Source organism: Brunnivagina elsteri CCALA 953 (genome assembly GCF_002289455.1).
GTDB lineage: Bacteria > Cyanobacteriota > Cyanobacteriia > Cyanobacteriales > Nostocaceae > Brunnivagina > Brunnivagina elsteri.
Window position 1 is genome coordinate 1 of the sequence record NZ_NTFS01000431.1, and the last position, 5,296, is coordinate 5,296.

The window sequence follows — 5,296 nt, forward strand, 5'->3', positions numbered from 1 at the left end:
TCATAATACAAGTAGATGCTTTACCAAGTAATACCATTTCGGGAGCAGTAATTGAAAAGATACTTGATTCCACCAGAACCTTAAGCAATTTTCTCCTTTTAGGTCGAATTGTTCCTGAATTTAAAGAAGATAGCATTAGGGAAGTTTTTGCGTATAGTTATCGAATTATTTATCAAATTCAAGATGAGACTGTGATTATTGCAGCAGTCGTACATGGAAAAAGGTTATTGAATCAATTTAAGAATACTGAAGAATCAAGTTAATTTTATATTCCTCAATTAATATCTTAGAAACCGTTTTTCTATACTCAGGTGGGTTACTGCTTTCTTAACTCAGCATTGAAAGCTTTATTCAATCTTTCGCTCCACTGGGTTTTGCTCCCTTAAAAATATCCGTAGTTAAATATCCGGAATAATACGACTTGCTTTTGTATACCATGTACGTGTAACTACGAAAGTAAGATGTATTCTCCAGACATCTTGCGAAGTGATTATTTTGCCCAAGGAGTTGTGTCATGCGTAAATCAACATCTATTTGGATATTATCTTTACTGCTATCTTCGACTGTAACAACCACCTTAGTTAATATCGAAGCACTAGCTCAAACTCCATCAACTCAGTCGCAGCAATGTAGCGAAGTAGAGATAAAAAAATATATTCAACAACTCGGTAAAGGGGAAACATCTGATTTTGATGCATTGGTAGCATGTCGTTCTCAATCAGTTCCCGCTTTAATTAACACTATAGATAATCCCGATGAGAGTACTCGTGTTATTGCGATCGCAGCACTTGGAGAAATTGGGATTCCAGCAGCACTAGCAGTTCCAGCTTTAAAGATAGCGCTCAAAGATAAAAGTGTAGAAGTGCGACTAATTACTGTGGATGCACTGGGTAAAATTCGCAAACGTGCTGTTCTATCATTAATTACAGCACTTGAAGACAAAGATGAGGATGTGCAGACAGCAGCTATAAATGCACTTGTGAAAATTGGCAAACCTGCACTTCCTGGGTTGATAAAAACTTTGAACACTGGAAGTTGGAAAAGTCGTTTGTATGCTGCGGTAGTTCTGGGCAAAATGCATTCCAATGCGAAATCATCTGTTCCTGCAATGATTCGGACTTTTGGTAAGTCATTTGTTGAAGAGTCAGATGTTTGTCCTTATAGTTTTTATTTCGCTTTAAAAGACATAAATACAGATATAATTCCTGAATTGAATACAGCTTTAAAAGATAAAGATTGGAAAGTTAGAGTTGGTGCGATCGCATTATTTGGACAAATGACTAGTTATAGTTATGCGATACCAATATTAACGAGAGTTATCTTAGATAATAAGGAAGATATACGAGTTCGTTATGTAGCAGTTATATCCCTTTCAAATTCCCAATCTCAGCAAGCAAATTCTGTACTCAAAAAATATCAAAAAACAGTTGCTTTAATTGTGCGAAAAAGGAAAATGAGCGATTTTAAACTTCCAAGCTCTCTCCGATTTTCCTCCTGCGCTACCTTGCAAGCAGACACCACTTCAATTGGTAAATTCACAGCTAGCGCTATTAAGAAACCACGTCCAATGTGTAAAATACCTGCGATTAGAGCTTTACTTTGGTGGAAATGTCCGAAGTAGAATTATCCTTTTTGAGAAGAAAAAGTAAAAAATATATCTGAAACAAAATCAGTAATATTACGACTATCATTTGTAGTTAGCTATGATTATCTAAACTTTTTTCAAAACCCACCACGCATTTTCTGAGGGTAAATATTTTTCTGGGAGGTAAATCATGCGTGGACAGCAATATCAGTATCGAGGTGGTATTTTTTTAGTTTTAATGGTATTGAGTGGGATAATCTCACTTTTTATCGTCACTACCGAAACCTTTGCTCAAAATCCATCAACTCAGATGCAGTGTAGCGAAGTCGAAATTAAAAACTATGTCCAAAAACTTAGCAATGGAGAACAATCTATTTACAATGCGCTAGTTGCTTGTAAAGACAAAGCAGTTCCAGAATTAATTAAAGCTTTGAAAAATCAAAATAAGCAAGTTCGGATTATGGTGATTACTGCACTTGGAGAAATTGGTTCACCAGATGCAATATCACCATTGAGTGATTTACTATCAAAAGAAACACGTTGGGATGTTCGCACTTCTGCAATTTTCGCATTATCGAAATTTGGTAAAAAAGGTGTTCCCACACTGATTACTGCTCTCAAAGATAAGGATTGGTATATTCGTTGTCAAGCTGCAAATGCTTTAGCTGAGATTGGTTTTGATGCAAAAGACGCTATTCCTGCTTTGAATGATACTGTCAAAGATGAAAATATAAATGTTCGTTCTGCTGCGACAAGAGCATTAGTGGGAATTATGGAGTTTGGTAATGTTGGTGTTAGTAATGTTACAGTTATAGCAAAAGCAGGAACAATAAGAACAGGATTACTTACACAGTCAAAACCACCTTTGATGTGTCGATTTCCAGCACTGCGTACTATTTTCAAATGGAAATGCGGATAAATGAACTTTGATATTGCTTAATTGAAATATGAAATCAAAACAGATCAATAATCTTAACTTCTATTCTCCGCGACTCTGCGCCTCTGCGTGAAACAAATTCATTAGCTCAAACCTGCAACACCAAAATTTTTAATTAAAAAATTATCGGCTCTTCCGTAGGTGTTATGCTGAATTTGAAACAATAATTCGGAATTTTCCTTTAATAGCAAGCTTTCGGGCAGTTCTAAGCTTGATTTTGTTCCAAATGTTCAAAATCCAAGTTCAAAAGCTATCTTTCTTGTCCAGCAAAGAATTTGAGCTATTTTATAAGCGTTTTTAGCATAACAAGTAATGAAGAAACAAATTATCTAATTTTGCATAATTGTACGTAATATCCCTGTATTAATATATGTATTCGAGACTTTGAGAAAGAAAAATGTAACAAACGGGTAAATCGACATGGTAGATAAAGTTTGCCAGAAAAATTTCCAAAATGTTGACTTCCGAGGAAAAAACCTAACTGGTGAAGATTTTAGCAATGCTGATATTCGCGGTGCAAACTTTTCCAGTGCAATACTTGTCGGTACAAATTTTTCCAATGCAAAAGCAGGTTTACCGATAATTTGGACAGTCGGTTTAATTATTTTATCTTTAATCATATCTTTATTTGCCGGATTAATTGCGGGTTATGCTGGTGCTTTTATCGGAGATTTATTAAGCGGCAGAACTTACGGACATACAACATTTGGAATTATTTCTTTAATTTCTTTAATTAGCTTTTTAATTATAATTTTTTGGCAGGGTTTGGGCAGCACACTAGCAATCTTATCCGAAGTTATTGCTGCTTTCCTAATTGCTATACTCGCTTTTTTACCAGAAACAGAAAGTCAACTTATCGACTCCCTAATTGTTGGTGCTGTATTTACAGTCATCGGTTTAGCTGGTTCCTTAGCTGGACTAGTAAATATGGCTTTAGCAATTGCGATCGCAAGAATTATGACTTTACCAAAAGTGCGATTTATCATTATATTCATGGCATTATTTGGGATTCTCTTAGGTGCATTGTTGGGAGTGCGATCGCAACCTTCAGCTTACTTTGTTTCTTGGATAGTCGGTTTAGCGGCAATTACTTTGGGTGCTTATGTTGGTTGGCAAGCAATATCGGGTAATCAAAAATATGCGCTGATTAAAGTTTTGGCTGTTGGGATTGTCTGCCAAGGTGGAACGAAATTTTATAATGCAGATTTAACTGATGCTAATTTTACCCAAGCAACGCTCAAAAGTGTAGATTTTCGCAATGCTATTTTAACCCGCACTTGTTGGGTTGAAGCCCGACATTTAGACCAAGCACGTATTGATAATACATATTTAAAAGATGCGAGAATCCGACAACTTATAACTACTAAAGATGGTCGAGATACAAACTTTGATTATTTAGATTTACGGGGATTAAATCTCCAAAATGCCAACCTCCAAAATGCCAGCTTTGTTAGTAGTGATTTGAGTTTAGCTAATTTAGAATATGCCAATTTATCAGGTGCAAAACTAGCGCGATCGCAGTTATATCAAACTAATTTAAATCATGCTTATTTAACGGGAGCTTATATTCAAAATTGGGGAATTTCTACCGATACTCAACTCGAATCGATTGAGTGCGAATATATTTATATGCGATTACCCACAAAAGATGATCCTGACCCCTGTCGCAAACCAGATAATAAAAATGAAGCTTTCAAAGAAGGAGATTTTGCTGATTTTATTGCCCCAATTATTAAAACACTCGACTTATATCAAACTCAAAATATAGACCCTCGGAAAGTAGCAAGCAAATTCAAAACATTAGACTTATTTCACTATGAAGGAATCGACCCAACTGCTGCTGCGATCGCAATTACCCAATTAGCTGATAATTACCCTGAAGCTGCCTTAGAAGTTGTTTCTTTGGAAGGTTGAGGACATGAAAAAGTTCGTCTTCAAGCTGTTGTTGCTGGAGGTGTAAATCGGTCGGAACTATATCATGAATATTTTAAAACCTATAGTAAAATTAAATCTTTACCTTATAGTGATATGCAAACACTATTAATTGGGATTAAAGAAAAAGATGAACGCATTCATAGCTTAGAAAATTTACTTCATAATGCCATTCATCAACCTAAGTTTTACGTAGAAACCTATCAAACCCAAGGAGATTTTAATATGTCCCAACAAAATAAAGGCAACGTTAGCATTAGCGGAACTCAAGCTAATATTAGCGGTATTGCTGCTGCTGGTGAAAACCAAACAATGACAGGTGTTGTACTGGGTGCTATTAGCGGTAATGTCACCAATACAATTAATCAATTACCCGACTCAGAAGCATCTCAAGAACCAGGAATTAAAGAGTTACTCAAACAACTGCAAACTGCAATTGAAACAGATACAAATTTAAGCAATGAAGATAAAGAAGAAGCATTAAAGCAATTACAAACAATTGCCGAAGCTGGGCAAAAACCCGAAGATAGCGGAATACAAAAGGTAGTTAAAAATTCTCTGAAGTTTCTCAAAGGTACAATTGCCGATTTACCATCAACAGTAGAACTGGTAAAAACTTGTGGCAAGTTATTACCTTTAGTCGCTCAGTTCTTTAGCGTCGCATAAACATCAATATTATAGCAGTTTTCAGATGAGTAAAATACATTTATCTTACTCCCCTTCCCTACAAGGGAAGGGGTTGGGGGGTTAGGTCAGTGTATTGGATAAGCTAAAAAGCACCTAAATTATATATTAGGGCAGGCAGGGATGCCCACCCCACAACAATTATAATAATTTAGATT

5 protein-coding genes are annotated in these 5,296 nt (G+C 35.8%); all 5 read left to right on the forward strand.

Annotated features, from left to right (window positions below; all coding sequences use genetic code 11):
• A partial coding sequence (locus tag CK510_RS25660) for a type II toxin-antitoxin system RelE/ParE family toxin (RefSeq protein WP_143289438.1) occupies positions 1 to 263 on the forward strand: 263 nt, incomplete at its 5' end.
• Positions 264 to 514: 251 nt separating this feature from the next.
• The gene (locus tag CK510_RS25665) at positions 515 to 1,621 is read left to right on the forward strand and encodes a HEAT repeat domain-containing protein (protein WP_095724370.1); all 1,107 of its coding nucleotides are present in this window, start codon (positions 515 to 517) and stop codon (positions 1,619 to 1,621) included.
• Between the two features lie 154 nt (positions 1,622 to 1,775).
• Positions 1,776 to 2,504 carry a HEAT repeat domain-containing protein gene (locus CK510_RS25670; RefSeq protein ID WP_095724371.1) on the forward strand — a complete coding sequence of 243 codons (729 nt, stop codon included), beginning with the start codon at positions 1,776 to 1,778 and terminating at the stop codon, positions 2,502 to 2,504.
• A gap of 438 nt (positions 2,505 to 2,942) precedes the next feature.
• On the forward strand, positions 2,943 to 4,436 hold the full coding sequence (locus CK510_RS25675) for a pentapeptide repeat-containing protein (RefSeq protein WP_211293305.1): 1,494 nt from the start codon (positions 2,943 to 2,945) through the stop codon (positions 4,434 to 4,436).
• A gap of 114 nt (positions 4,437 to 4,550) precedes the next feature.
• A complete protein-coding gene (locus tag CK510_RS33030) occupies positions 4,551 to 5,120 on the forward strand; it encodes a hypothetical protein (RefSeq protein WP_211293306.1) in 570 nt (189 codons plus the stop codon).
• The last annotated feature ends 176 nt before the right edge of the window (positions 5,121 to 5,296 follow it).